Source organism: Neobacillus sp. 114 (assembly GCF_030127045.1).
Classification (GTDB): Bacteria; Bacillota; Bacilli; order Bacillales; family Cytobacillaceae; genus Neobacillus; species Neobacillus rhizophilus.
In genome coordinates this window covers 5,110,402-5,134,169 of sequence record NZ_CP126144.1, presented here as the reverse complement: position 1 = coordinate 5,134,169, position 23,768 = coordinate 5,110,402, and the positions used below count along the sequence as shown (strand labels likewise).

General features: G+C 41.4%; 23 protein-coding genes and 1 other RNA gene. 17 read left to right on the top strand and 7 right to left on the bottom strand.

Features of this window, described 5'->3' with window-relative positions; genetic code table 11:
- Positions 1 to 14: 14 nt before the first annotated feature.
- The 6 genes from ytfJ (at position 15) to QNN06_RS25165 (ending at position 5,974) form a co-directional block, all read left to right on the top strand.
- The gene (gene ytfJ, locus QNN06_RS25190) at positions 15 to 494 is read left to right on the top strand and encodes a GerW family sporulation protein (protein ID WP_213119900.1); all 480 of its coding nucleotides are present in this window, start codon (positions 15 to 17) and stop codon (positions 492 to 494) included.
- A 194-nt stretch (positions 495 to 688) separates the two neighbouring features.
- A complete protein-coding gene (gene tpx / locus QNN06_RS25185) occupies positions 689 to 1,189 on the top strand; it encodes a thiol peroxidase (protein ID WP_213119901.1) in 501 nt (166 codons plus the stop codon).
- 309 nt (positions 1,190 to 1,498) lie between these two features.
- Positions 1,499 to 2,482 carry a class I SAM-dependent methyltransferase gene (locus QNN06_RS25180; RefSeq protein WP_284036159.1) on the top strand — a complete coding sequence of 328 codons (984 nt, stop codon included), beginning with the start codon at positions 1,499 to 1,501 and terminating at the stop codon, positions 2,480 to 2,482.
- 841 nt (positions 2,483 to 3,323) lie between these two features.
- Complete coding sequence (locus tag QNN06_RS25175) at positions 3,324 to 4,517, top strand: acetate kinase (protein ID WP_217037251.1); 1,194 nt, start codon at positions 3,324 to 3,326, stop codon at positions 4,515 to 4,517.
- Between the two features lie 105 nt (positions 4,518 to 4,622).
- On the top strand, positions 4,623 to 5,465 hold the full coding sequence (locus QNN06_RS25170; RefSeq protein WP_213119904.1) for an EcsC family protein: 843 nt from the start codon (positions 4,623 to 4,625) through the stop codon (positions 5,463 to 5,465).
- The gene (locus QNN06_RS25165) at positions 5,462 to 5,974 is read left to right on the top strand and encodes a MogA/MoaB family molybdenum cofactor biosynthesis protein (protein ID WP_284036158.1); all 513 of its coding nucleotides are present in this window, start codon (positions 5,462 to 5,464) and stop codon (positions 5,972 to 5,974) included. Before QNN06_RS25170 ends, QNN06_RS25165 begins: the two co-directional genes overlap by 4 nt.
- A 70-nt stretch (positions 5,975 to 6,044) precedes the next feature.
- On the opposite strand, the gene QNN06_RS25160 is transcribed toward QNN06_RS25165, so the two are convergent.
- Positions 6,045 to 6,359, bottom strand: coding sequence for a hypothetical protein (locus tag QNN06_RS25160; RefSeq protein WP_284036157.1), 315 nt, complete (start codon positions 6,357 to 6,359; stop codon positions 6,045 to 6,047).
- Positions 6,360 to 6,476: 117 nt separating this feature from the next.
- The gene (locus QNN06_RS25155) at positions 6,477 to 6,929 is read right to left on the bottom strand and encodes a universal stress protein (RefSeq protein WP_213119907.1); all 453 of its coding nucleotides are present in this window, start codon (positions 6,927 to 6,929) and stop codon (positions 6,477 to 6,479) included.
- A 103-nt stretch (positions 6,930 to 7,032) separates the two neighbouring features.
- Here QNN06_RS25155 and QNN06_RS25150 point away from each other — a divergent pair, with 103 nt between their 5' ends.
- Positions 7,033 to 7,191, top strand: coding sequence for a hypothetical protein (locus QNN06_RS25150; protein WP_284036156.1), 159 nt, complete (start codon positions 7,033 to 7,035; stop codon positions 7,189 to 7,191).
- Between the two features lie 1,231 nt (positions 7,192 to 8,422).
- Entirely contained in the window at positions 8,423 to 9,541 is a 1,119-nt protein-coding gene (gene ald, locus QNN06_RS25145) for an alanine dehydrogenase (protein ID WP_284036155.1), read from the top strand.
- A 98-nt stretch (positions 9,542 to 9,639) separates the two neighbouring features.
- Here ald and ssrS read toward each other — a convergent pair.
- Both ssrS and QNN06_RS25135 read right to left on the bottom strand, forming a co-directional pair.
- Positions 9,640 to 9,836, bottom strand: a non-coding RNA gene (gene ssrS / locus QNN06_RS25140) — 6S RNA.
- A 55-nt stretch (positions 9,837 to 9,891) separates the two neighbouring features.
- On the bottom strand, positions 9,892 to 10,989 hold the full coding sequence (locus QNN06_RS25135; RefSeq protein WP_284036154.1) for a M24 family metallopeptidase: 1,098 nt from the start codon (positions 10,987 to 10,989) through the stop codon (positions 9,892 to 9,894).
- 174 nt (positions 10,990 to 11,163) lie between these two features.
- Between QNN06_RS25135 and QNN06_RS25130 the strand changes: the two genes are divergently transcribed.
- The 3 genes from QNN06_RS25130 to QNN06_RS25120 all read left to right on the top strand — a co-directional run bounded on the left by QNN06_RS25130 (position 11,164) and on the right by QNN06_RS25120 (position 13,579).
- The gene (locus QNN06_RS25130) at positions 11,164 to 11,844 is read left to right on the top strand and encodes a metal-dependent hydrolase (protein ID WP_284036153.1); all 681 of its coding nucleotides are present in this window, start codon (positions 11,164 to 11,166) and stop codon (positions 11,842 to 11,844) included.
- A gap of 62 nt (positions 11,845 to 11,906) precedes the next feature.
- The gene (locus QNN06_RS25125; RefSeq protein WP_213119912.1) at positions 11,907 to 12,143 is read left to right on the top strand and encodes a hypothetical protein; all 237 of its coding nucleotides are present in this window, start codon (positions 11,907 to 11,909) and stop codon (positions 12,141 to 12,143) included.
- 119 nt (positions 12,144 to 12,262) lie between these two features.
- Positions 12,263 to 13,579 carry a CBS domain-containing protein gene (locus QNN06_RS25120; RefSeq protein WP_213119913.1) on the top strand — a complete coding sequence of 439 codons (1,317 nt, stop codon included), beginning with the start codon at positions 12,263 to 12,265 and terminating at the stop codon, positions 13,577 to 13,579.
- A 49-nt stretch (positions 13,580 to 13,628) separates the two neighbouring features.
- Here QNN06_RS25120 and QNN06_RS25115 read toward each other — a convergent pair whose 3' ends face one another.
- Positions 13,629 to 13,937 (bottom strand): YtpI family protein, encoded by a 309-nt coding sequence (locus QNN06_RS25115; protein ID WP_213119914.1) that lies wholly within the window; start codon positions 13,935 to 13,937, stop codon positions 13,629 to 13,631.
- Positions 13,938 to 14,035: 98 nt separating this feature from the next.
- Between QNN06_RS25115 and QNN06_RS25110 the strand changes: the two genes are divergently transcribed.
- Positions 14,036 to 14,968 carry a DHH family phosphoesterase gene (locus QNN06_RS25110; protein WP_213119915.1) on the top strand — a complete coding sequence of 311 codons (933 nt, stop codon included), beginning with the start codon at positions 14,036 to 14,038 and terminating at the stop codon, positions 14,966 to 14,968.
- Between the two features lie 144 nt (positions 14,969 to 15,112).
- Here the strand turns inward: QNN06_RS25110 and ytrI are convergent, their stop codons facing one another.
- Positions 15,113 to 15,616, bottom strand: coding sequence for a sporulation membrane protein YtrI (gene ytrI, locus QNN06_RS25105; protein WP_284036152.1), 504 nt, complete (start codon positions 15,614 to 15,616; stop codon positions 15,113 to 15,115).
- Positions 15,613 to 15,951 (bottom strand): sporulation membrane protein YtrH, encoded by a 339-nt coding sequence (ytrH, locus tag QNN06_RS25100; protein WP_213119917.1) that lies wholly within the window; start codon positions 15,949 to 15,951, stop codon positions 15,613 to 15,615. The genes ytrI and ytrH overlap by 4 nt, the downstream gene beginning before the upstream one ends.
- A gap of 160 nt (positions 15,952 to 16,111) precedes the next feature.
- Between ytrH and dnaE the strand changes: the two genes are divergently transcribed.
- From dnaE to accA, 5 genes are all read left to right on the top strand, one after another.
- Entirely contained in the window at positions 16,112 to 19,477 is a 3,366-nt protein-coding gene (gene dnaE / locus QNN06_RS25095) for a DNA polymerase III subunit alpha (protein WP_284036151.1), read from the top strand.
- Between the two features lie 115 nt (positions 19,478 to 19,592).
- Positions 19,593 to 20,831 carry an NADP-dependent malic enzyme gene (gene ystJ, locus QNN06_RS25090; RefSeq protein ID WP_213119919.1) on the top strand — a complete coding sequence of 413 codons (1,239 nt, stop codon included), beginning with the start codon at positions 19,593 to 19,595 and terminating at the stop codon, positions 20,829 to 20,831.
- A gap of 55 nt (positions 20,832 to 20,886) precedes the next feature.
- On the top strand, positions 20,887 to 21,453 hold the full coding sequence (locus tag QNN06_RS25085) for a GntR family transcriptional regulator (protein WP_254124527.1): 567 nt from the start codon (positions 20,887 to 20,889) through the stop codon (positions 21,451 to 21,453).
- 190 nt (positions 21,454 to 21,643) lie between these two features.
- Complete coding sequence (gene accD, locus QNN06_RS25080; protein ID WP_213119920.1) at positions 21,644 to 22,531, top strand: acetyl-CoA carboxylase, carboxyltransferase subunit beta; 888 nt, start codon at positions 21,644 to 21,646, stop codon at positions 22,529 to 22,531.
- Entirely contained in the window at positions 22,516 to 23,493 is a 978-nt protein-coding gene (gene accA / locus QNN06_RS25075; RefSeq protein WP_217033896.1) for an acetyl-CoA carboxylase carboxyl transferase subunit alpha, read from the top strand. The genes accD and accA overlap by 16 nt, the downstream gene beginning before the upstream one ends.
- Positions 23,494 to 23,768 lie beyond the last annotated feature (275 nt).

The following is a 23,768-nucleotide window of genomic DNA, read 5'->3' as shown; positions in this document are numbered from 1 at the left end:
AGGAGGAGACAGCTATGTCTGATCATCCAATTCAAGGTTTAATGACGACAGCGATGGAAAGCTTAAAGGAAATGATTGATGTGAACACCATCATCGGAGATCCTGTGGAAACTCCGGATGGAAGTGTCATCCTGACTGTTTCCAGGGTAGGCTTTGGATTTGCAGCGGGAGGCAGCGAGTTCAAAATGGATACATCACAAGGCCAAGGACAAGGCGGTCAAGGGGGCCAAAGCCAGGGCGGGCTGAAGCTTCCATTTGGCGGTGGTAGTGGTGCCGGTGTATCGATTACCCCAATTGCCTTTTTAATTGTCAATTCACAAGGGGTTAAGATGCTTCATTTAGACGAAAGCACACACTTATATGAGAAAATCCTTGAGCTTGCGCCTCAGGCAGTTGACAAGATTCAGCAGATGTTCGCGAAAAAGGATGAGGCAAAACAGCAGAGCAGCCCGCAATATCAAAATAACCAGGCAAAGCATGATTTTGATATATAAGTTGAAAGGTTAATCTTCCAAACCACTTTAGGAAGGTTAACTTTTTTCATGATGGAGGCTCTACCAATGTGTTCTTTCTAAAAGTCTTAATAATTGCAAAAATAGTATTGAAAGGATATATTTACTCTGTACATATTCAAAGTGAGCAGGTTTTATTGCCTGATTTACTTGAACAGACAAAGGAGGATGTAAAGATGGCAAATGTTACATTTAAGGGAAATCCGGTTACTCTATTAGGCAATGAGGTAAAAGTAGGAGACAAAGCTCCTAATTTCACAGTACTTGCCAATGACTTATCAGAAGTTACTTTAGACAACACCAAGGGGCAGGTTCGTTTAATCACTTCCGTTCCATCATTGGATACTGGGGTTTGTGATGCAGAAACACGCCGCTTTAACGAAGAAGCAAACAGTTTAGGTAATGTTAAAATTTTAACTGTAAGCGTGGACCTTCCATTTGCTCAAAAACGCTGGTGTGCAGCAGCTGGCATCGAAAATGTCCAAACCTTATCTGACCACCGTGACCTTTCTTTTGGAGAAGCTTACGGAGTAGCAATTGAAGGCTTAAGATTATTAACTCGTGCTGTATTTGTAGTTGATTCAAGCGATACTGTAACATATGTTGAGTATGTAAGCGAAGCTACGAATCATCCAAATTACGAAGCGGCTCTTGAAGCAGCAAAAAGCGCTAAGTAATAAGAAAAGCGGAAGCGCCTTCGGAACAAGCACAGCTTGTTCCTGCGAGGATTATTCGAAGGAGCTTTCCTTAGTGTACAGGGGCGACAGGCATAAGACGAGCGGCGAGAAGGCTGTTTTTTAGCCTTCTTGACCGATTGGCTTATGACCCCGAGCACCTAGGCGCTGGAGCTGGACAGTAATTAAATGAAGGCCTCCGCCGCGGCGGGGCCTTTTTAGCTAATAGGAAAGTATAAATTCAACTACGCCTCTGTCTTCGTCCTATCGGACTCGCCAGTCGGCAAGTTTACATTTATAGTGAGGTGTAATATGAATATTTCTTCAACTGAAAAATTGTTTACAATGTTTAATGAAACAGCTTTAGTCTTACAGGAAGAATTAGATTGTTCTTTTTTGGAAGCTTTAGCGGAGACCGGCGAGAATCTTTTCCAAGCCTCTATCCTTCAGGAAGAACTAAGTGAATTAACGCTAAAAAGACTGAAAAAGCAATATGAAGAGATAGATTTGGAGAAATACTCAAATGAGGATATTCGTAAGGCATTTCAGCTGGTTATTCTGAAAGGCATGAAAGAAAATGTTCAGCCCAACCATCAAATGACTCCTGATTCCGTTGGGATGCTCATTGCGTATTTGGTTGAGCGTTTTATTAAGATACCATCCTTCCGTTTGCTTGACCCTGCAGTTGGTACCGGGAATTTATTAATGACGATACTAAACCATGTTCATAAAGAAATTGCGGCTGTTGGGGTAGAGATTGATGATCTTTTAATAAAGCTTGCTTATGTAAATGCAAATTTACAAGAACATCCGGTCCAGTTCTTTAATCAGGATAGCCTTGAACCATTATTTATTGAATCAGTTGATGCAGTAGTGGCGGATTTGCCGATTGGATTTTATCCAAATGATATTCGAGCAGCAGATTACCAGCTAAAAGCGAAAGAGGGTCATTCCTATTCGCATCATTTGTTTATTGAGCAAAGCGTCCGCCATACGAAACCGGGGGGCTATTTATTCTTCCTCATCCCTAATGGGCTTTTTGAGAGCCCCCAAGCTGGACAACTCCATGAGTTTTTAAAGGAAGAGGTAATCATTCAAGGGCTAATGCAGCTGCCAAACAGCATGTTCCGTGATAAAAATGACGCAAAAAGCATTTTGGTTGTGCAGAAAAAAGGTGAGGAGGTAAAGCCGCCAAAACAGGCGTTGCTTGTCAATCTTCCAAGTCTATCCAATCGTCAGGAAATGGATAAAATTTTAGTGAATATCGAAAAATGGTTCCAGGAAAACAAAGGGTGATGTTAAAAGTCACCTCAGATTGTCGAGAAAGGGTATTTTTCTCGGCATTTTTTTATTTTGTCTAAATCTAAATTACGGCTTTTTAAATTAATTGATTATTTCTGCATGGGGGCCTGTTGATTTCCGCTCCGGGCACTCGCTTTCCGCGGGGAGTTCCTGGAGCCTCCTCGGCGCAATAGCGCCTGTGGGGTCTCCAGTGACCTCTATATCCCGCAGGAGTCGAGTGCCCTCCGCTCCAATCAACAGGGAGGCAAACAACCTAATGTATTGCAACACACTTTTCTAAACCTGCTAGGTGTGTTGTGAAGGTGGACATCTGGAACTAATCTTCAATAGAAAAAATTAATTATTTACTCGGCTAGACTCTTTTGGCTTAAACATTTAATTCATCACTTATTTTTAATTAATTATTGTGGGTAATGGTCTTTATTGGAAACACCTGTTGATTGGCGCGGAAGGCACGAAGACTCCTGCGGGAGTACGGGGCAGGGGAGACCCCGCAGGAGTGAAGCGACGAGGAGGCTCCGCGGCACGCCCGCGGAAAGCGAAGTGCCTGGAGCGCTAAATCAACAGACTTGTTGAAAGCCTAAAACTAGTGAATAAAAGGCTATCAAAAGTTGTTCGACAGCCTGGGGTGATGTTAAAATAACCTTTTTTCTATTTTAAGAAAAATGGGAATTTAATTATTATTTGCCGAAAACGCTGCCACTTTAAATTGACCTTGAAATGTATGTTCTTCAGTGTTTAAATGTGAAGTTGAGGGAGATAAACAAGAACGGTTTGCACAAAATAAAAGTGGGTATATGTCTATAGTTCGGTTTAAAAAAGGAGCGTTTAGCAAATGGCAAAAATAATCGCAATTAATGCAGGTAGTTCCTCTTTAAAATTTCAATTATTTGAAATGCCGGAAGAGGAAGTCATTACAAAAGGGTTAATTGAAAGAATCGGATTGAATGATTCGATTTTCAATATCACTGCTAACGGTGAAAAAATTCAAGAAACACTTGATATCCCAAATCATGAAGTAGCAGTTAAAATGCTGCTAGATAAACTGACATCACTTGGTATTATCCAATCCTTAAACGAAATCGACGGAGTTGGCCACCGCGTCGTCCATGGAGGAGAAGAATTTAACGATTCTGTTATCATTACGGATGAGGTATTAAATAAAATAGAAGCATTATCGGAGCTAGCCCCATTACACAATCCGGCGAATGTTACCGGAATTAAGGCATTCAAACAGGCGCTTCCAAATGTTCCGGCAGTGGCGGTGTTTGATACCGCATTTCACCAAACTATGCCTGCGAGCTCTTACCTTTATAGTCTTCCATATGAATATTACAAAAAATATGGCATTCGTAAGTACGGATTCCATGGAACCAGCCATAAATATGTTTCACAGCGGGCTGCTGAATTATTAGGCCGTCCGATTGAACAGCTGCGGTTAATTTCCTGCCACTTGGGGAATGGGGCAAGTATTACGGCCATTCAAGGAGGTAAGTCGATTGATACCTCCATGGGCTTTACACCGCTTGCCGGTGTTACGATGGGGACCCGCTCAGGAAATATTGACCCTGCTCTTATTCCATATATCATGGAGAAAACAGGGAAAACGGCTGAAGAAGTATTGGATGTTTTAAATAAAAAGAGTGGGATGCTGGCCGTGTCCGGTTTTTCAAGTGACCTCCGCGATATAGAAATCGAGGCAAAGCAAGGAAATGAACGAGCGAAGCTTGCGTTGAACGTGTTTTCAAATCGAATTCATAAATACCTAGGCTCCTATGCGGCCCGTATGTACGGTGTAGATGCGATTATTTTTACAGCAGGTATCGGAGAAAATAGCGATGTGATTCGTGAAAATGTTTTAAAAGGTCTGGAGTTTATGGGAGTTTACTGGGACCCTGCTCTCAACAAGGTAAGAGGCAAAGAAGCGTTTATCAACTATCCGCATTCACCTGTTAAAGTATTGGTCATCCCAACTAACGAAGAAGTTATGATAGCTAGGGACGTGCAGCGCTTAGCGGCATCTCATTAATTAATAAAAAGGCAAAGGCTAAAATAATGCGGCTTTTGCCTTTTTATCATTAAATTTTAATATGATATACTGAATAAAAAGGTTTTCAAAGGGTGGGATGGAAGCATGCCATTAACAGACCAGGAAAGAAAAAAATTAGCCGAAATCCGGCATTGGGAAAGAAACTTATTAAGCTATGAAGCAAACGACTTTCAACTAACCTATGAAAAATATTTGGACCGGTCCTTCTCCATGTTGCCAGAGAATCTTCAAAGGCAGTTTTTTTCGGGTCTTGACAGCTGGCTGTTTCATTTGCACGGAATTATCCAAGGCTCCCAGCTTCAAATGGATGCAAAGGATAGAATCATCACCACCGCGAGGATTTTTAACAAGAATGCAGAAAAAATAGAAAACCTAAGGCAATTGGATTTCGATCAATTGCAATACATAGCTGAACAGCAAATTGCCAAGCATCGTCTATATTCGTTTATCCAGGGTGGTTTGGCAGGAACCGGCGGGAAACTTTTGCTTGGGACGGATATTCCGGCCATTGCAGTAATTAATTTAAGAGTCGTTCAATTAATTGCCATGTCCTATGGTTTTGAAGTAAACACTCCCTATGAATTGATGACTTCTTTAAAGGTATTTCATACAGCGACGCTGCCGCCAAGTATGAAAAAAGATGCCTGGGGCTCTTTAATGACCGAATTGGAGCAGAATGAAAATCCTTATTTTTATGAAGGAACAGAAGAGATAACAGATATCACCTGGCTTGAGCAGCCACTTCAGCAGCTGTTTAAAGCGGTGGTCATTACATTATTCAGAAAAAAACTTGTTCAAGGGGTTCCGCTTATCAGTATGGCAATTGGAGCAGGTGCCAATTATCAACTGACGAGAAAGGTGACGGAATTGGCTCAGAAATACTATCAGCTTCGTTATTTAAAAGAAAAAGAGGAGTTTGGCGAATGAGTATTCATGAACATAGAAAATCTGCCCAGGTTCAAGTGAATTGCAAAGTAATTACAGTTAGTGATACACGGGACAAAGAGACGGATAAAAGCGGCAGATTGATGAGGGATTTGCTAGAAGAAGCAGGGCACAAGGTTGTTGAATACTGTATTGTAAAGGACGAGGCTCTGCCCATTCAGGCGGAAATACTGAAAGGCTGTGAGCGTAGTGATATTGATGTGATCCTGACAAATGGCGGAACAGGTATTGCCAAACGAGATGTAACAATTGAAACGGTTCAAAGTCTGCTGGAAAAGGAAATGACCGGATTCGGTGAAATCTTTCGCATCCTGAGCTATCAAGAAGATATTGGTTCTGCGGCCATACTTTCAAGGGCAGTTGCAGGCGTTATTAAAAATAAAGCTGTTTTCTCAACACCAGGCTCCTCCGGCGCTGTAAAACTCGCTATGAACAAACTGATCTTGCCCGAAATCGGCCATGTCGTAAAAGAAATTAAAAAAGATTTATAGAAATGATAAGGGGCCATTACCCAGCCCTGCTTTAATACTACGTAGCAGTGAGGTTATGGCCCTTATCTTTTTAGTGATGAACTTTTCCAGAAACTCTTTGGTCTGCCCGGTACCAAAGCCATAAATCATTGATGATGGAAGCCAGTTCGGAAATCTCCGTGTTTAATTGACAAGAGCGGGGGAAGTCATTTTCATCTGCAAGCTGTGCTTGCTTATGATTGATTTCCTGTTCCAGGTCCGCGATTCGGTCGGGAATCGAACCTCGTACCCGTTCCCAATGATAGAGAATAGCTTCTTGATTTGCTTTGCTGTACTGATCCCAATCCGCTCGTAAATCAGGTATATAAATGCCAAGACGTGAGTCGAATGTAAAGTCCTCTTTCATAGAAGCCTCCAAAAATCAATTATAGGTTGATTTTATTTTACTATACATCTATGGTGCATTCACGCAAAAAAGTTCAAAATTAAGCACGAAGCCTATCTAGCTTCGTGCAGTATGTCTTTATTCTATATCTTTTGAGGTACGGACGATGAGAACATCACATGGCGCGTAACGGGTAATATGTTCAGAAACGCTGCCAATAAAGAATCTTTCCACCAAATTCATTCCAGTTGCACCGCAAATAATTAAATCTACATTATGCTTCATAGCCAAATCCCTAGGAATTCTTACTTTAGGAGAACCGAAATCAATTTCATACTGAACATTAGAGAGACCTGCATCCTCTGCCTGTTTTTGGTAGTTTTCGAGCATATCCTTGGCTAGTTTCTCTGCTCTTTCTCCAACAACCGTGTCATAGGCTTCAATTAAGGCAAATGATCTAGTATCAATGACATGAACTAATAGAAGGCTGGAATTGTTCCTTTTTGCGACTTCAATTCCCTTTTTAAAAGCCCAATCTGCTTCCTTCGACCCGTCTATCGCTACTAAAATATGTTGATATTTAAGTCCCATGATTATCATCTCCTCACCTTGATTATACAATATTTAACAACGAATAACTGTTGCAATTTTTCGAACAATAATGAAGTAACTAACATAAAAAGGGGTGGGGTAAATGACTAAATTTGATCCGAATAAGCAATTTTCATTTGAGTTTGATGAAAATGGGGCAATTGAGGTAAGTGAACAAATTATGAATTCTTATAACAGCGGTTTTATTGGCGAAGGAACGGCAATAGCAACAAATGGAGATTTTTCAGCAGTTGAGGAATAGTTAGTGGCTGCTTTTAAATTGATCACGCACTTTTTTGAACCTTGCTAAATGTGTAACCTTTATGAAGGACATTACCTTCATTGGTGCTTCGATTTTGTCCTTCATCGGTCTTATGAGGGACATTTCCTTCATGGGTTCCTTCGATTTTGTCCTTCATAGGCTTTATGAGGGACATTTCCTGCTTGAATACCTTCGATTTTGTCCTTCATCAGCCTTATGAGGGACATTTCATTCTTTGGTACATTCAATTTTGTCCTTCATAGGCTTTATGAGGTACATTTCCTGTTTGAATACCTTCGATTTTGTCCTTCATCAGCCTTATGAGGGACATTTCATTCTTTGGTACATTCAATTTTGTCCTTCATAGGCTTTATGAGGGACATTTCCTGTTTGAATACCTTCGATTTTGTCCTTCATCGGCCTTATGAGGGAGATTTCCTGCTTGGGTTCCTTCGATTTGTCCTTCATTGTTCTTCGGGCAAGAAAATAGCTGCTTAATCTTGTGAGTTGAAGTTTTTATTCAATACACCTGTTGATTGGAGCGGAAGGGGCGAGACTCCTGCGGGAGTACGGTGCAGGAGAGACCCCGCAGGCGCTTCAGCGCCGAGGAGGCTCCCCGCAACGCCCGCGGAAAGCGAGCCCCTGGAGCGCAAATCAACAGACCTGTCTATTAGCCTTTATATTAATAGTCATATAACAAATTAACACAGTGAATTGTTAAAGAAAATAACTAAAATAAAAGGCTAATGAAAGTTTTAGGCAGCCCTTATTAATGTACATTAGTCTATGAAATTCTTCCGGAAAGGGCATTTACCCAAGAATTTACCACCGCGTACGCATATTCTTTAGTGAATTATGAGAAAGAAATTTAAAAAATGGGGAGAGAAGCAGCGTATCACGTCATGAATATTATGCCCAATCATACCATAGTAGATATAAACCATCATATAACAGACCCAAGTGACCCGAGGATTCACCTTGGCTTTGAGCACGGAGGATTTCACCATGGTAGCTTTGGCCATATGGCGGTTTTGGAGTTGGACGCCCTTACGGTTTCGGCTTTGGTGCCCCGTTCTTGACGGGGGTGGCCCCAGGAGCCTTGTTATCACTGTATGGATACGGTTATGGATACCCATACTATGGATATCCATCTGGCTATTACTATTAAAATATGAATGCCTTGCCTAATATGGCAGGGCATCTTTAACAAATAGATTGGGAGGTATGGAAAATGCTAATTGGAGTACCTAAAGAAGTGAAAAACAATGAAAATCGTGTGGCCATGACTCCAGCAGGAGTAAGCAATTTGGTAAACTACGGCCATGAGGTTTACATTGAAAAAGGAGCCGGACTGGGGTCTGGATTCACCGATGATGATTATTTGGCGGCTGGGGCTAAATTAACTGAATCTGCAGACAAAGCTTGGTCAATGGATTTGGTTATGAAGGTGAAAGAACCGATTCCAAGTGAATATAAATATTTTCGGGAAGGTCTGATCCTGTTTACATATTTGCATCTAGCGCCTGAACCCGATTTAACAAAGGCTTTAATCGAAAACAAAGTGGTTGGTATCGCATATGAAACGGTCCAGCTGGCAAACGGAAGCCTTCCATTGTTAACACCAATGAGTGAGGTTGCAGGAAGAATGGCGGCCCAAGTTGGTGCGCAATTTTTAGAAAAGGTTTATGGCGGCAAGGGAATCCTTCTGTCGGGTGTACCTGGTGTCCAAAGAGGAACGGTGACAATTATTGGCGGTGGTGTTGCGGGGACAAATGCAGCCAAAATGGCGATTGGTTTGGGAGCAAAAGTGACAATCATTGATTTGAATCCAGACCGCCTTCGCCAATTAGATGATATTTTTGGCTCAGAAGTCACAACGTTAATGTCAAACCCTTATAATATTGCTGAAGCAGTAAAGGAATCAGATTTAGTAATTGGGGCGGTATTAATACCCGGTGCGAGAGCCCCGAGGCTAGTAACGGAAGAAATGATTAAGACAATGAAATCAGGGAGTGTCGTGGTGGACATCGCGATCGACCAAGGCGGAATTTTTGAAACAACCGACAAAATCACCACCCACGATAATCCGACTTATATTAAACATGGTGTTGTCCATTATGCTGTTGCCAACATGCCGGGAGCTGTTCCGAGAACTTCGACCATTGCTTTAACAAATGTAACCGTTCCTTATGCCGTTCAGATTGCCAATAAAGGCTACCGACAGGCCAGTTTAGAAAATGAAGCATTATTAAAAGGTATCAATACACTAGACGGATATGTAACCTATAAGGCGGTTGCCGAGGCTCAAGGGCTGGAATACAAAGAAGCAAAAGGCTTACTTGGCCAGTAAGGAACATGAAAAAAGGGAGGGCGCCAAAGCGCGTTCTCCCTTTTGTATTGAAAAGTAAAAACCAGCTTCATATGGAAGCTGGTGAGAAAGACCCAAATTAAAAAGCCGCATTTGCCGTACCTCATATAAGAAAGTTTTAAACCACCACTCCTCAAAGTGGGTGTTTTCAGAAGCTTTTCTGCGTGTCCTCCACGTCATATAGACAGAGGCTTGTCATTCCAGCTTCGATGTTTAAACTCCCTATAACAGCTTAAAGGTTAAAACTTTATTATTGTTACGTACAACGCAGCCTGTATTTGTATGTTACATCAAATCATTCTACAGTTCAATGTTAAAAAAATCCAAACTGGTTAATTTATTATTTGTAACTCTTTCGGAAATTTTGTTAATGCTCTCGCTCCATCGGCTGTAATATACACATCATCTTCAATGCGTACGCCCGCAATACCAGGAACGTAGATGCCCGGTTCAATAGTGTATACCATCCCTTCTTGAAGAACAAGCTTGTTTGTTTCCTTTATGGAAGGATATTCATGGATGCTAATTCCCAGTCCATGGCCAAGCCGATGTGGAAAATATTCTCCATAGCCTGCATCTGCGATGATTCTTCGGGCAGTCAAATCAACTTCCGCTGCTGTTACACCACGCCTGCTTGCCTCTAATGCGGCTAACTGCGCTTTTAATACCGTATCATAGATTTCCTTTTGCTTATCGTTAATATCCCCGTAAGCAACTGTTCTTGTAATATCAGAACAATAGCGGTCGACGACAACGCCCAAATCAAATAAGATGAAATCGCCTTTTTTAATTTTGGTCATGCCTGGATTGCCGTGTGGAGAGGCGGCGTTCGCACCAGTTAACACCATAGTTGAAAACGACATTTCTTTTACGCCTTTTTGCTTTAGTGCGTATTCAAGGGCGTTAAGAACATCAAGCTCGGTTTTCCCTTCTTTAATTTCACTGGCGCCAAACTGAACTGCGTAATCTGCAAGGGCGCACGCCTCTTCAATCGCTTTTAATTCTTTTGCATCCTTAATCATGCGGAGAAGTCTTAATTTTTCTTCGGCAGAAATGAACGCTGCATTTGGGAATAATTCCGAAAGCTGTTCATAGCGTTCCACATTCATGTGTTCTTTTTCGATTGCTGCCTTTCCAACAGCAATTCCGCGCTTCTTAATCGCATTTACAATCATATCCCATGGATTGACAATGTCGTTAAAGCCAATGATTTCATGCTGCCAGCCGGCATTTTTTGCATTGTAAATCTCCATTTCCGGACAAACCAAAAACGGCTCTTCTTCTTGAAAGACAGCAAGAGCAAGCAATCGTTCATGCGGGTCTGTATAGTAGCCGCTTAAGTAAAATACATTTTCCGATGAAGTAACAAAGCTTACTTGAATATCATTTTCCTTCATCCAGATTTGCAGCTTTTCAATTCGTTGATTCATTAATAGTGCCTCCCTTAAAAAATCATTTTCTATTTGAGAGTAACAATTGAAAAATTAATTGTAAACAATCTGAACTTATGATGTGCTAAATCAGAAAAGATATGGGTATATTGTGGAAGGATTTCCTAAACTTTTATGGAAGTAGTTAATATAATTTTGAAAGGGGTAATGGAAATGAAAATTTCTTATCACGGCCATTCTGTCGTCCAAATTAACACGAATGGAAAAACGATTTTAATTGATCCGTTTATTACAGGAAATAGCTTAACAGATTTAAAGGCCGAGGAAGTGCATGCAGATGTGATTATTTTAACGCATGGACATAATGACCATGTCGGTGATACTGTGGCTATCGCCAAAAGATGCGGGTCACTTGTTGTTGCTAATGCCGACCTGACTACATATCTTAGCTGGCAGGGCGTTGAAACACATGGAATGAATATCGGCGGTGCGTATCATTTTGATTTTGGAACAGTTAAACTGACCCAGGCCTTTCATGGTTCAGGCTACGCAACACACAACAATGAAATCATTTATTGCGGCATGCCGACAGGAGTTTTATTTAGCAGTGAAGGAAAAACCATTTACCATGCAGGCGATACCGGATTGTTTTCCGACATGAAGTTGATTGGCGAACGTCATCCGATTGATGTTGCCTTCCTGCCGATTGGCGATAATTTTACAATGGGACCCGAGGATGCTGCCTATGCGGCTAAGCTATTGCAGGCAAAAACAGTGGTGCCAATTCACTACAATACATTCCCGCCAATCAAGCAGGATCCTAATCGATTCATTGAATTACTTGAAGAGAAAAATGGAAAAGTGTTAAACCCGGGTGAAGCAATCGAAATTTAACTACTTTTTTTCCTCCTTATAGCATAAAAATGAAACAAGCAGTCTGTTAAGGAGGAAGGAAGATGAAAAAGAATAGATATTTACTATGTATTTTACTGGCAGCACTTATGCTGTATTTTGCGGTTCCTAGGCTTTCGGTAACTGCTGGGGGGACGCAAGGAATCTTTTCAATCGCTTGGCTGGGATTTGCTCTAATGGTCATTGCCGGAAATCTTACCGCACTTCTTTATACACCAAAAAGGCAAATCTTAAAGCAGCAATTGGGGCAATTAAAGAAGAAATCCCGCTCTTTTCATTAAGGAGCGGGATTTCTATTTAGAGAATCCGCATTGAATCAGGACTTTTTTAACTCTATAATGAAATTGGAGACATTTTCGGATACGGTTAGATTGGAATTTGATTATAAAGGGTGAAGGTCTTGGCGACAAAGCATGAACAAATTTTAGAATATATTGATGGACTGCCAATCGGGGAGAAAATCTCTGTCAGGCAAATTGCCAAAGCAATGAGTGTCAGCGAAGGAACTGCTTATCGTGCCATTAAAGAAGCCGAGAATAAAGGCTATGTCAGTACGATAGAACGGGTTGGCACGATTCGGATTGAACGGAAGAAAAAGGAAAATATTGAAAAACTCACCTTTGCGGAAGTGGTCAACATTGTCGACGGTCAAGTATTGGGCGGAAGAACGGGACTGCATAAAACGCTCAATAAATTTGTGATCGGTGCTATGAAATTGGAAGCGATGATGCGCTACACTGAGGCAGGAAATCTGTTAATCGTCGGAAATCGGACACAGGCCCATGAGCTTGCGTTGAAAGCTGGAGCAGCCGTACTCGTTACCGGAGGCTTTGACACGGAGGAGCAAGTTAAACGACTAGCAGACGAACTTGAGCTTCCGGTAATCTCTTCAAGCTACGACACTTTTACTGTCGCTACGATGATAAATCGGGCGATTTACGACCAATTAATTAAAAAAGAAATAATTTTAGTAGAAGATATCTTAACACCTTTATCGGAGACTTATTATTTAAAATCAACCGATAAGGTTTCAAGGTGGCATGAATTAAACCAGCAAACTACACATAGCCGCTACCCTGTTGTTGACCATAACATGAGAATTCAGGGGATGGTAACAAGCAAAGATGTTTTGGGTCAGGATATGGATATAACGATTGATAAAATAATGACAAGGCAGCCTATGACTGTAAACGGTAAAACAAGTATTGCTTCAACGGCGCATATGATGGTCTGGGAAGGGATAGAGGTACTTCCTGTAGCGGACGACTCCAATCACCTAGACGGTCTGATCAGCAGGCAGGATGTCCTGAAGGCACTGCAAATGAACCAGCGGCAGCCACAGGTGGGGGTAACTCTTGATGATATTGTCACCAATCAAATAGGAATTTTACAGGGGAAAGATAAAGGGGAAGATGCATTTACCTGTGAAGTGACCCCGCAAATGACAAATCACCTTGGAACCATTTCCTATGGTGTATTTACGACCATCGTCTCCGACGCCGCCAACCGAGTGCTGAGAAGCTATAAAAAAGGCGATCTTGTCGTCGAAAATATGACAATTTACTTTATTAAACCCGTTCAAATGGAAAGTACATTGGAAATCTATCCAAGAGTGCTGGAAGTAGGTCGAAAGTTTGGAAAGGTAGACGTGGAAGTATTTAATGAAGGCGTTCTTGTCGGAAAAGCAATGATGATGTGCCAATTGATTGACAGATAACATGACAAACAGCCGCTTCCTTCGTATTTAGGGAGCGGCTATAATTATATTATTTTTCTGCCTCAAGCATTTCAGCTTCTTCAATAGCAAACCGATGGTAATGCTTATACTTTTTGAATCCTACCCAACTAAATAAGACTCCATATATAATGAATATGGCTGCAACGATATAAGACGCAGTTGAGGTGGAAAGAAAGATGGTATTAATCCCAAACATAAGGACAAAAAGTCCGAGGGCAATATTGGACTTAGCGGAAAGCCATTTCTTTTCAACAGGACGGTTGCTCCGGATATATTTTGTTTTATAAAATAAATAAAAAGCAAATAAAATAACGATAAGAAAAACCAAACCTAGCATCTAATGTTCCTCCAATTTTAAAAATCACCTAATATTTTACCTGTATTTGAAGGGAAATGCTACAATGTTTATAAAAGGATGGTTGAAAAGGAGAATATATGAAAGAGAAAATACTGGAAACAATCAAACAATATGACACGATTATTATCCATCGCCACGTTCGTCCTGATCCTGATGCCTATGGTTCACAGGGCGGACTGGCAGCTATCTTAAAGGCGTCTTTTCCGGAGAAGAATATTTATGCGGTAGGGCAGGAGGAGCCGACTCTTCACTTTATGAGAAGGTTGGATGAAATCGCAGAAGAAGTTTATGAGGGCGCACTGGTGATCGTCTGCGATACAGCCAATCAAGAAAGGATTGACGATAAGCGCTATACTAAGGGGGATATGCTGATTAAAATCGATCATCACCCAAATGAAGATCCGTATGGCGATTTACTCTGGGTCGATACGGCTGCTAGTTCTTGCAGCGAAATGATTTATGAATTTTATTTAGATGGAAAAGAAAAAGGGCTAAAAATAAATGATGAAGCAGCAAGGCTGTTATTCGGCGGCATTGTCGGGGATACCGGAAGATTTCTGTTTCCGAGTACAACGGACAAGACATTTGCCTATGCGGGAGAGTTGATCCACTTTAATTTCTCGCGTACAGAGTTGTTTGACAGAATGTATGAACTAGAACCAAATATTATTAAGTTAAATGGGTACATATTGCAGAACTTTGAAATGCAAGAAAACGGAGTTGCAGCAGTGAGACTGACAAAGGAATTGCTTGAGGAATACCAGGCAAGACCTGCGGAAGCGTCATTATTAGTCAGTACCTTAGGCGATGTAAAAGGGATTAAAGCATGGGTTTTCTTCATTGAGGAAAGCGACCAAATAAGGGTGCGGCTGCGTTCAAAGGGACCGGTCATCAATGTGGTCGCTAGGAAGTTTAACGGAGGAGGCCATCCGTTAGCGGCAGGTGCCTCCATCTATTCTTGGGATGAAGTAGATAATGTGCTTAGAGAACTACATGCGGTTTGTAAATAATACACAAAGAAACGGCCTGGCAGCGGCCGTTTCTTTATTCGGTTAATAGGAAATAATAAATTTTCACAAATTTATTATTTCCTAACGCATGAATTCAACTACGTCCCTGTATTCGTCCTATCGGACTCGCCAATCGACGAGTTTTCATTCAGCAAATTCCATTTCCAATTGAATGGACAGTGTCGTATAGATAACCATTTCCTTTACCTTAAGCCGGTAGCGCTTTTCGTTTAATTCATATGGTTTGTTTTCGATGATTTTTTTCAGCATGTCTTTGCTCTTAGCGACTGTTTCCAAATCTTTGGCCAGCACTATTTTGATATCATCTCTGACTGCTTCCTCTGTTTGAAAAACACTGAATTGATCTAGTTTGTATTTCTCCCAGTTGGTTATTCGGATATTTATTTTTTCAATCGTGATTTTTCCTAAATTTTTATTATTCAATTCAGCGTAATCTTGCTGCCAAATTTTAACGTCGTCTTTTAACTCTGCTATATCCTTCTGCTGCTTTCTGATTAATTTTGCATTGTCCTCTTGAAAAACTCCATAAATATATAAAAATATGCACCAGCTGATGGCACCGCCAACGGCCATTCCGGAAATAAAACGCTGCCACGAAGGTCTGCGGTAATAAGGCGGAATTCTCATGACGAAATATGCTCCTGGGTCAGCCAGTTAATGATCAGTGCACCTGTCTGGGCACCGCCCAAGGCCGAAAGAATTAATAGAAATTGCTTAAATAGGTCTTTCGTATCGGCGTTTAAAAAACCGCGTTCAAATGTATAAACCGCATCAAAAGTTCCTCCTATCGCCGCTACAATCGCCCAAATTCTAAGGGCGGATGATAATCGGTAAACTGTTGTTAATGGAGGCTGTCCAGTTATAAAGGAGGCAATCCCCCCAATAAGCGAACCTCCCAGCACAACTCCCAAGGCAATAAAATAGCTTTCGATAAAAGCTGGAAAAAAACCAAGTTCTTTCATTCCTTCAACCGCCTTTGTCTAGCCAAATCATCTTTATACATTTATATGGACAAGTGCAATTTAATATGAGTTGGCAGTGAAAAATAGAACATATTTTCTTTTTTTCATATCAAGTTTTATAATGGAAGTAAGATAAAAGTAGAATGAGAGGTGTGACCGGATGTCTTTTATTCACCTTCATGTATATAGTGCGTATAGTTTATTGACCAGCACGGCGTCTGTATCCGATTTAGTGGAGAATGCCCGAAACAAAGGATTTCGAACGCTGGCATTAACCGACCGGAATGTTATGTACGGGACGATTGAATTTTATAAGCTTTGCAAAAAACAGCAAATAAAACCAATTATCGGACTGACGGTGGATATCGAAAGTGAACGGATGGAAGAAGAAACGTATCCACTTGTGTTGTTAGCGGAAAATGACGCAGGCTATAAGAATCTATTAAAAATATCCAGTGCCGTGCAAACAAAGGCTGAAAATGGAATTCCTCACAAATGGCTCAAGGCTTATTCTAAGGGGCTCATTGCCATTACACCGGGAATAGAAGGCGAGATTGAGCAGGCTTTATTAACAAACGAAGTGGCTTTGGCCAAAGATCTTGCTCTTGAACTTTCCGGTATTTTTGGCCGCGGCAATTTTTATCTTGCCCTTCAAGACCATCAGCTTGAACAGGAAAAAACACTTAGGGAACCGCTTCTCCGGCTTTCAAAAGAATGGAATATCCCGCTCGCAGCCACCAATCAAGTCTATTATTTGGAAAAAGAAGATATGTTTGCTCATGAATGTCTGTTAGCCATTAAGAATGGCGACAAATTGCAGGACGACCATCGGCAGCAGCTGGGCAGTGACCAATTCTATTTAAAAAGTTCCGCTGAAATGGCTGAGTGCTTTGCGGATGTCCCGGAGGCGCTGGAAAATACGCTTAGGATTGCTGAACGTTGTAATATAAACATAAATTTAGACAAAACATACCTGCCTTCCTTTCCAACGGAAAACGGCATGCCTGCCGAAGAGTATCTTGAAAAACTTTGTCAAAAAGGTTTAAAGGAAAGAATTTCGGAGGAACCATCAACGAAGTACTTGGACCGCCTGGCCTATGAATTGAATGTAATTAAGCGGATGCAGTTCAGCAATTATTTTTTAATTGTTTGGGATTTTATGAGATACGCACGGGAAAAGGGGATTTTAACCGGACCGGGCAGGGGATCTGCTGCTGGGTCCCTGGTCGCCTATGTGTTATACATAACCGATGTTGACCCGCTTGAGCATCATCTGTTATTTGAGAGATTTTTAAATCCTGAACGGATTTCCATGCCTGATATTGATATTGATTTTCCCGACCATCGCCGGGATGAGGTCATTGAATATGTGGCACAAAAATATGGAGAGCTGCATGTTGCACAAATTGCTACATTCGGTACACTTGCTGCGAAAGCGGCCTTAAGGGATGTCGGCAGGGTGTTCGGTCTAAATACGAAAGAGTTGGATTATATGTCAAGGCTTATTCCTTCTCGCCCGGGTCTAACCTTAAAGGATGCCTATAAGGAATCGGAAGGTTTACGGAAATTCATCCAGGAGACTCCTTTAAATAGCCGATTGTTTAATACAGCGCTGAAACTGGAAGGGCTGCCCCGTCACACCTCAACGCATGCTGCAGGTGTTGTCATCAGTGAGAAGCCGTTAATCGACTTAATTCCGATTCAGCAAGGATCAGGTGAGATTTTTTTAACCCAGTTTTCTATGGAATACTTAGAGGAACTGGGCCTGCTCAAAATGGACTTCTTGGGGCTTAGAAATTTATCGTTAATTGAAACGATCCTATCTTCCATCTATCGCCACACAGGAAGGAGATTGGATATTGGCTCTATTCCGCTTGATGATGCAAAAACCTTCAATCTATTAGCTCAAGGCGAAACAACAGGTATTTTTCAGCTTGAATCAGAGGGAATGAGGAAGGTGTTAACACGCCTGAAGCCGACTCGTTTTGAGGATATTGTCGCTGTCAATGCTTTGTACAGGCCGGGTCCGATGGATAATATCCCGCTTTTTATTGACAGGAAGCATGGCCTGCAGAAAATTGATTATCCGCATCCTGACCTTCAGGCAATCCTTGAGAATACGTACGGGGTCATTGTCTATCAAGAACAAATTATGCAGATTGCTTCCATCATGGCAGGATTTTCCCTTGGTGAAGCAGATCTGTTAAGAAGAGCGGTCGGGAAGAAACAAAAAGAAGTGTTGGATAAAGAGCGTCAGCATTTTGTCCAAGGCGCGCTGAAGAAGGGATACAGCGAAGCTTTGGCGAATGAAATATATGACTTGATTGTCCGATTCGCCAATTATGGGTTTAATCGCAGCCATGCGGTGGCTTATAGCTTAATTGCCTATCAGCTCGCCTTTTTAAAAGCCAATTATCAGGTTCACTTTATGGCTGGCCTGCTTACCTCCGCAATCGGAAACGAGGCGAAAATCGGCCAGTATATTTTAGAAGCAAAACAAAAGGAAATCGCTATTCTGTCTCCTTCCATTAATTTGAGTACTTATTTATTTCAAGTGGAGAAAGGGAAAATCCGCTATAGTCTGGGGGCCATCCGCGGGGTCGGGGCGGCTGCTTTGAAGGAAATTTTTCAAGCGAGAAAACGAAAGAAGTTTAGCGATTTATTTGATTTTTGTATCAGGGTATCGGGAAAGGCAATCAATCGCAAAACACTTGAATATCTGGTCCATTCCGGCAGTTTTGATGAATTTGGGGAGGACCGGGCCGTGCTCTTGGCCAGTCTGGATGTTGCGATCGAGCATGCGCAAATATTTAAAATGGATGACACAAATCAAATTGATATGTTCGAGGATGAAATGATTCCGAAACCGAAATATGTGCAGGTTGATGAAATGACCCAACAAATAAAGCTTTCCTATGAAAAAGAGGCGCTTGGTTTATATCTTTCTGATCACCCAATCTCTATTTATGAAAAAAAGCTTAGACGGGCAGGTGCTCAAGCCTTATTTCAATTAAATAGCCAGGGCAGGAAGGCGGCAGCAGGAGTCTACATTACATCCAAAAAATCAATCCGGACGAAAAAAGGGGAATCAATGGCCTTTTTAACTATAAGTGATCCAACCGGTGAAATGGAGGCGGTCGTTTTTCCTGATGCATACCGAAAATTTTCCCAATACCTAGGGGAAGGATGCTTTGCCCTGCTTGAAGGGAAAGTCGAAGAACGTGATGGAAAGCAGCAATTGATTATTCAACAAGTTACAGAAATCGAGAAATGGCTGGATGCGCATGCAGACAGACAGCCTGTGCTGTATTTAAAAATCACCCAAGACAAGGAAAATGAAAGGACTCTCCAAGAATTAAACAAGCTTCTAAGTAGAAATAAGGGTAATGCAACGGTAGTCCTGCATTATGAAACCACAAAGAAAACTGTAAGATTAGGCGCGGAAATAAATATTAACCCCCATCCGGAAATCATCCAATCCTTAAAGGATTTATTGGGTGGTCATAATGTAGTCCTGAAAGATTAAATCTTTACAACTTTCGAAGATATGTTATAGTGGTAAGGAGACATGTGTGGTCTGACCACCAATGTTAAAACGGGGAATTTATTTTATTTTTTTATTCATTTGCGGGGTGACAGTCTTGACTTTAAGAGAAGAAGCATTACATATGCATCGAATTAATAAAGGGAAATTAGAGTCGAAATCGAAGGTGCCAGTAAGAAATGCACAGGATTTAAGCTTAGCCTATTCTCCAGGTGTAGCGGAACCTTGTAAGGATATTTATGAAAAACCGGAAACTGTCTACGACTATACAATGAAAGGGAATATGGTTGCAGTTGTTTCTGACGGAACAGCCGTACTTGGACTTGGCAATATTGGCCCTGAAGCAGCGCTGCCGGTAATGGAGGGTAAAGCGGTCTTGTTTAAGAGCTTTGCTGGCGTTGATGCCTTTCCAATTTGTTTAAACACCACCGATGTAGACAAAATTGTTGAGACTGTTAAGCTTTTAGAACCTACCTTTGGTGGGGTAAATCTTGAAGATATTGCCGCCCCAAATTGCTTTGTCATTGAGGAAAGACTAAAGAAGGAAGCGAATATTCCAGTGTTCCATGATGACCAGCATGGGACAGCTATTGTAACCGTGGCAGGACTTGTCAATGCTTTAAAGCTGACAGGCAAGAAAATGACGGAGATTAAAGTCGTTGCTAATGGTGCAGGAGCTGCAGGGATTGCCATTATAAAATTGTTATTTAGCTATGGTGTAAGAGACATCATCATGTGTGACACTAAAGGTGCGATATACGAAGGCCGTCCTGAAGGCATGAACAATGTGAAGGCTGAAGTGGCGAAGTATACGAACCGCGACAGCTTGGCAGGAAGCCTGAAGGATGTAATTAAGGGTGCCGATGTATTCATCGGAGTTTCCGCTGCGGGTTCATTAACGAAAGAAATGGTTGCATCCATGAATACTGATCCGATTATTTTTGCGATGGCAAACCCGGTTCCGGAAATTATGCCTGATGAAGCGAAAGAAGCAGGGGCAAAAGTGGTGGGAACAGGACGTTCTGATTTTCCAAATCAGGTAAACAATGTTCTTGCATTCCCTGGGATTTTCCGCGGAGCACTTGATGTTCGGGCTACCCATATTAATGAAAAAATGAAAATTGCTGCTGTTGAAGCCATTGCTGGTTTGATTAAGGAAGAGGAAATCAATGCAGACTATGTCATTCCGGGGCCATTTGACCCGCGGGTTGCTCCTAATGTTGCCGCTGCAGTAGCAAAAGCTGCTATGGAAACAGGTGTAGCACGGATAAAAGTAGATCCTGAAGAAATAAAGGAAAAAACAAAAAGGCTCGCTCTAATTGGCAAAAGTGAGTGATTCTTTCGTGAGCAATTCTAAAGTGTACCTAGAGATTTTAAAACAGCTAAGAGAAATGATAACGGATGATGGACTAAAGCAGGGGGATAAAATTCCTTCGGAACGTGAACTGTCTGAGCGCCTGAATGTCGGGCGCTCTTCCGTTAGAGAAGCACTGAGAGCTTTGGAACTGTTAGGTTTAATTGAAACACGCCGGGGGGAGGGTACTTATCTTCGTGACTTCCGGGGTAATCAATTGGTCCAGCTTCTCAGCACGTTTATTTTGCAGGATGAAAAAGCAAAACTGGATGTCTTCGAAACAAAAAACTTTATTGAAATGGATGGTCTGCGCCTCGCACTGAAAAGAATGGACCGATTGAATATCGCTGCCGTGAAAGATTGGGTGACGGAGTCAGAAGGATTCCAGGATGATGAATTTTTTTATCAGATTTTTGAAGCCGCAGACAACCATCTTTTTTTTAAGATTTGGGAAATCTTAAAGGATTACTATCATTCGTTATCTTCTTCTCCTGTAGAGTACAAGCGTGAAGACTATCTATATTTATTGGATGCAATGGCTGATAAAGACGAAATGAAGGTCCTTTTGGCATACGGCCAACTACGAAAATTGTCATCTGTCTAACGACAGAAAGCAACAGATTTTGAACTTTTTTTATTTTATAGTAAATTATACAAGCCCCCTACATAGGGCATTTTTAAATCCTTCAGTGGTCTGGCCACCTATCGGTATATGTATGAGAAAGACAATTGTTAGAAAGACTGCTGATAGATTATCGTCATCAGCCAAAATTCCATACAAGGAGGTTTAATTTTTGGCGCTTAAAGATTTATTTTCCAAAAACCAGACAAAAAAGAAGAAATACGCAACTATTCCTACAGAAGCGGCGAAAAGCGACGTTCCTGAAGGAATAATGACAAAATGTCCTTCATGCAAAAAAATTATGTATACAAAAGAACTTTCAAAAAACTTAAAGGTTTGTCTTCATTGCGGACATCATTTTCCCATGAATTCAAAGGAGCGTATTGAAAGTTTTCTTGATGAAGGAAGCTTCGAGGAATTCAACGAAAATATGATTTCAAAGAATCCTTTGAATTTTCCCGACTATCTAGAAAAGGTTGAAAAGGACCGCAAAAAAACCAATATAAATGAAGCGGTTGTCACTGGGGTTGGTACAGTTAACGGCCATAAAATCGTTTTGTCCGTTATGGATTCAACCTTCCGAATGGGCAGTATGGGATCGGTTGTCGGCGAAAAAATTACCTTAGCGATTGAAAAAGCGGATGAATTGTCCGTTCCATTTGTTATTTTTACAGCATCGGGCGGAGCTAGAATGCAGGAAGGTGCACTAAGTTTGATGCAAATGGCGAAAACAAGTGTTGCTTTAAAGAAATTCAGTGACAATGGCGGTTTAATCATTTCAATTATGACCCATCCGACAACTGGCGGGGTGTCTGCAAGCTTTGCATCATTGGGTGATTATAACCTTGCCGAACCTGGAGCATTAATCGGTTTTGCAGGACGCAGGGTGATTGAGCAGTCAATCCGCGAAAAATTGCCGGAAGACTTTCAAACGGCAGAGTTTTTGTTAAAACATGGGCAGCTTGATGCCATCATTTCCCGACTAGAATTGGCAGAGAAAATTGCAACGATACTTGATATTCATCAGCCAGGGGGTGTGTTTGAATGGCAGGCGAATTAGAATTTGAACGCCCAATCAATGAACTGAGGAAAAAAATAGCTGAGCTTAAGGAATTTACAGATACTACTGATGTGGATTTGAGTTCGGAAATCAATAAATTAGAGGCCCGATTGGAGAAGCTGGAACGGGATATATATGAAAATATTAAACCGTGGGACCGGGTGCAAATAGCCCGCCATCCTAACAGGCCAACAACCTTGGATTACATTTCCTATCTCTTTGACGATTTCTTTGAATGCCATGGGGACAGGACTTTTGGCGATGATGAAGCGATTGTTGGCGGGATTGCCAAATTTAAAGGGTTGCCTGTAACAGTAATAGGCCATCAGCGGGGAAAGGATACGAAAGAAAATATCCGCAGAAACTTTGGAATGCCACATCCTGAGGGCTACAGAAAGGCTTTACGGCTTATGAATCAGGCAAATAAATTCAATCGTCCAATTATTTGTTTTATTGATACGAAAGGGGCATACCCTGGTAAAGCAGCAGAAGAGCGGGGACAGAGTGAAGCAATTGCCCGTAACCTTTTCGAAATGGCAGGATTGAAAGTACCAGTTATCTGTATTGTCATTGGTGAAGGCGGAAGCGGCGGCGCGCTTGGACTAGGTGTAGGCAACCGGATTTACATGCTTGAAAACTCCACCTACTCAGTCATTTCACCTGAGGGAGCGGCGGCAATTTTATGGAAGGACGCTGCCTACGCTAAAAATGCTGCAGAATCTATGAAAATCACGGCGCCTGACCTCAAGGAACTAGGAGTTATCGATGATATCGTTCCAGAAATTAAGGGCGGTGCCCACAAGAATGTGCAAGGACAAGCTGCGGAAATTGAACCTGTCCTAATCAAATCTTTGGAGGAGCTTTTGAAGCTTTCTGCTGACCAATTAATTGCTGATCGATACAAGCGTTTTAGAACAATTGGAGAGTTTGGATTGATAAATGAATACATTGGAGTAAATTAAGGAAAATGCGTGCTCATTTGGGCACGTTTTTTCGTTGGGCATTCACAAAAAGTTCATAAAAAAATGGCTGCAAAACCCATGACAACGTTCTCATTATGATATGAAACGCTTTCAGTTAACGAACTATTCCGTCTATTATAAAATAGCTAGTGACATAGTTGTTATGGCTATTTCTTCGTGATATTTTATTAATATTCAAGGGTTTTATGTTAATAATAGAAGAAGGAAAACAAATGTAATTATAAACCATTCTTCTTAATGAGGCTTACATAGTA